Source organism: Prevotella aurantiaca (assembly GCF_015262605.1).
GTDB lineage: Bacteria > Bacteroidota > Bacteroidia > Bacteroidales > Bacteroidaceae > Prevotella > Prevotella aurantiaca.
Genome location: NZ_JABZSJ010000095.1, coordinates 1 through 3453, shown reverse-complemented (window position 1 = coordinate 3453; position 3453 = coordinate 1). Strand labels below are relative to the sequence as shown.

Annotated in this window: 2 protein-coding genes; one reads left to right on the top strand and one right to left on the bottom strand. The window is 39.5% G+C overall.

Features of this window, described 5'->3' with window-relative positions; genetic code table 11:
* Window positions 1–528: 528 nt before the first annotated feature.
* Window positions 529–1932 carry a C1 family peptidase gene (locus HXN26_RS10790; RefSeq protein WP_273161254.1) on the bottom strand — a complete coding sequence of 468 codons (1404 nt, stop codon included), beginning with the start codon at window positions 1930–1932 and terminating at the stop codon, window positions 529–531.
* Window positions 1933–2218: 286 nt separating this feature from the next.
* On the opposite strand from HXN26_RS10790, the gene HXN26_RS10785 reads away from it, so the two are divergent.
* Window positions 2219–3373 (top strand): TlpA disulfide reductase family protein, encoded by a 1155-nt coding sequence (locus tag HXN26_RS10785; RefSeq protein ID WP_273161252.1) that lies wholly within the window; start codon window positions 2219–2221, stop codon window positions 3371–3373.
* Window positions 3374–3453: the final 80 nt, after the last annotated feature.

Genomic DNA, 3453 nt, shown 5'->3' with positions numbered 1-3453 from the left:
TTTGTCACATAAGAGAAAACGACGCTAAAATAAGCACATTTTTGTCACATAAGCCAAAATAAGTGAGAAAACAATGCCGCAAAACTGTAAAGATTTCGACAAATAATTATTATCGCGTAACCACCTTACTATCAACGTATTACAATACCCATTGTTTTGCATTCTAAAAGAGCCTGTTTTGCGCGACAAAACAGGCTCTTTTGCAGCGTAAAACAGGCACTATTACAAAGCAATAATGGTTATTTGATTTTATAACGGAATTTTCTTTACAAAGTTGTAACAATTTCTGTACCCTGCAACATAACTAATGTGGGTACGTAATGCAATGTATAACATATCATCGTATAGTCCCATTAAGAGAATAATAAATATAACCACTCAGCGTACAATAGCAACTTTTGATAAACCTTTTTAAAAAGAATGAGCCCCTACTCGATAGTTCGAGCAGGGGCTCCATGATTGAATTTGAAGTCAAATCAGGGCATATAGTGGTTTAAATGCCCCTTCTCTATAAGCTATAGGGTTATCTTAATTGTCCTCTTGGAACAATGGATCATCGGGTGTAAGCATGATTGGCTTTTGGTCGTAAGCCTTCAATATGTTTTCTGGAACATACTTCTTGTCTATCACAAGACGGAAAGTGTACTCGTTGAACCATGGGTTTGTCATTATCAAATAACCATTGTGGCCGTTTGTTGGACCCCAACTATTCTCTACCATCCACTTAATTGGCTTTCCGTTTGTATCGAGATCTACAGCTGTAAGTGTCATTGCGTGAGTAGAACCGCTATCGAATGTAGAAATACGTTCAGCCTTATTCATTGGGAACGATGTACCAAAGAGTGTACCATAGTCGTAGTTATCCAAGTCCAAGAAGCCACGTTTGCGGTCTAACTGCTTGCCTACGTCATAGCTAGTATACATCTTTGTATTGTCTTTTAAAGAAGCAATAGACATCTTTGCAATGTCTTCCATAGGAAGATTGATGTACTTCCAGTTGTGTCCATCGTATGTATGGCGGTCGTATTCCACTTCGTAAGTCTTGTAATACTCACGGCGTGGGTCGTTCATTACCATAATAAAGGTACCATTAAGCTTATTTCCCATCACTTCATCGCGGAACGATTGTGGTGTATAAGTCTTTGATTGGCCAACGCTATTACCGTTCTTATCCTTGAAAGCATACTCGAAAGTCTTCACAGGCTCGCCCAATGAGAGGGTAAGAATGCGATAGATGTCGCCCAACATTTCTGTTTTGCGCGCCTTAATAGCTGCTGCCGACTTCTTATTAGCTACCATCTTACGAAGTTCCAAGCCAAATTCGCGGAGCTTAGAAGAAATGATTGACGCCATACGAGAGGTGTTTTCAGCTGAATAACTCTCTGGCATTGCTTCCATAGGAACCAGTCCGTACTTATCAACGAGGTCAGAAACGCCACAGAAAGTACCACCATCGCTTATCGGATGCTTAAAGAAGAACTGCACAGTAGGGTCTTCTATTGGCTTATTAGCATTATCGATAACACCTTGAAGCATAAGGTTAGCCTTTTCCAACTGGTCGTGGAAGCTCAAGTAAACGTGTGAGAACTCTACTCGAAGCGTGTCTTTGTGCTTGCGAGCAAAGTTAGAACGCAACACATTTAAACCAGTAAAGAGCCAACATCTGCCCGAACTCTTTTGGTCGTGAATGTTCTGTTTGGTTGTCTCAACGCTGAAATGAGAATTAACTTTTCCCGCTTTCTTGAAGTTACGGGCAAGGTCATCGATTGAATTTGTCGCAATAGCGTTTGCAAGAGCACGATTAGCAGAAGACGAATTGCCCGCTGTTATCTTCTCCATCATTTGTTTATCAATCCCTCCAGCCTTTGTCTGTGCTTGCATTGAAAGCGAAAAGCTAATCAAACCACAGACCATTAAAGTCTTTTTGTTCATAGAATTTGTTTGTAACTTTATAGATTATTTCTGTATTTATAGTATCTTGATAGTTGCGTTACTTGCCGTTATCCATGCCCAAAATGCAGAGATAGCCATACGACAAGACGACTTTGCAAAGATAAATAAAAAACTTTAATTCCACAACTTTATATATAACAATAGCTAAAGTATGTAAAGTAGGACAAGCATTTATGGGCCGCGAACAACGTTTTTTCATACTTTCATCTTGGTATTTCTATTGAAAAGGGTTACCTTTGCACTTATAATATCACACTTTTACGCAATGAAAAATATATTTAAGACGTTAGTTGCAGGCGCATTTCTTATTGGATTAACAGCGTTTATGAGTAGTTGTGGTGGCGAAAAGTTCCATGTTGAAGGAGCAATCAGTAATGCTAAGGACTCCATTCTATACTTTGAGCACAACAGTTTGACTGGTTTTACCACCATAGACTCTGTGAAACTCGACGATAAAGGTGCATTCTCGTTTGCAAGCGATAAGGTAAATAACCCTGAATTTTATCGTTTGCGCATTGCAGGACAGATTATTAACGTTGCAATAGACTCTATGGAAACGGTTAAGATAACCGCAACGTATCCGCAAATGGCTACCGATTACAATGTTAATGGGTCGTACGAGAACGAAAAAATAAAGGAGTTGGCATTGAAACAGATTAACTTGCAGACTCAGTGTCAGGCATTATACGACCAACAACCACAGGTTGCTGACTCGCTTGTAGAGGTTCTTGTGCAAGCATACAAGAAAGATGTGTCGCACAATTATATATTTAAAGAGCCTATGAAGGCTTATAGCTACTTCGCACTCTTCCAATATATTGTTGTAAATAACGAGGCGCGACTCATCTTTAACCCTGCTATTGACGCAAAAGATAATAAGGTTTTCGGTGCAGTAGCTACAAGTTGGGACGCTTTCTACCCTAATTCAGAACGTGGGAAGAACTTGCACAACATTACAATTAAGGGTATGCAAGACGACCGAATAACTACGGCTTACAAACGACCAGTAGAGATTAAAGCTGAAGAAACGGGAGTTATAGACTTGCCTTTGCGCGACAATAAAGGCAATATGCGCCATCTTACTGACTTAAAAGGAAAGGTTGTATTGCTTAACTTCCATGCTTTCTCAATTCAAGAATCTCCAGAATATATTATGAAAATGCGTGCATTGTACGATAAATACCACGAAAGGGGCTTGGAAATATACATGGTTTCGCTCGATGAAAACGAACATTTCTGGAAAGAAAGCGTAGCAAGTTTGCCATGGATTAACGTCTTTGACAATACAGGAATTAGCCAAGCGTACACCAGTACTGCCACTACAACACCTATTATCTACCTTATCGACCGCAGCAACACTGTTGTAAAGAACCCTTCACAGATAAAAAATCTTCCGCAAGAGATAGAGGCTTTGTTGTAAAACAGACTTATATAACATAACAAACGGAGGGTGTGTCAAAATTGATACATCCTCTTTTTTATGCACAAAGCTCCGACTTT

Excerpts from the sequence above, each read along its gene's own strand:
- HXN26_RS10790 (WP_273161254.1), bottom strand. The coding sequence starts at position 1,932 with ATGAACAAAAAGACTTTAATGGTCTGTGGTTTGATTAGCTTTTCGCTT.
- HXN26_RS10785 (WP_273161252.1), top strand. The coding sequence starts at position 2,219 with ATGAAAAATATATTTAAGACGTTAGTTGCAGGCGCATTTCTTATTGGA.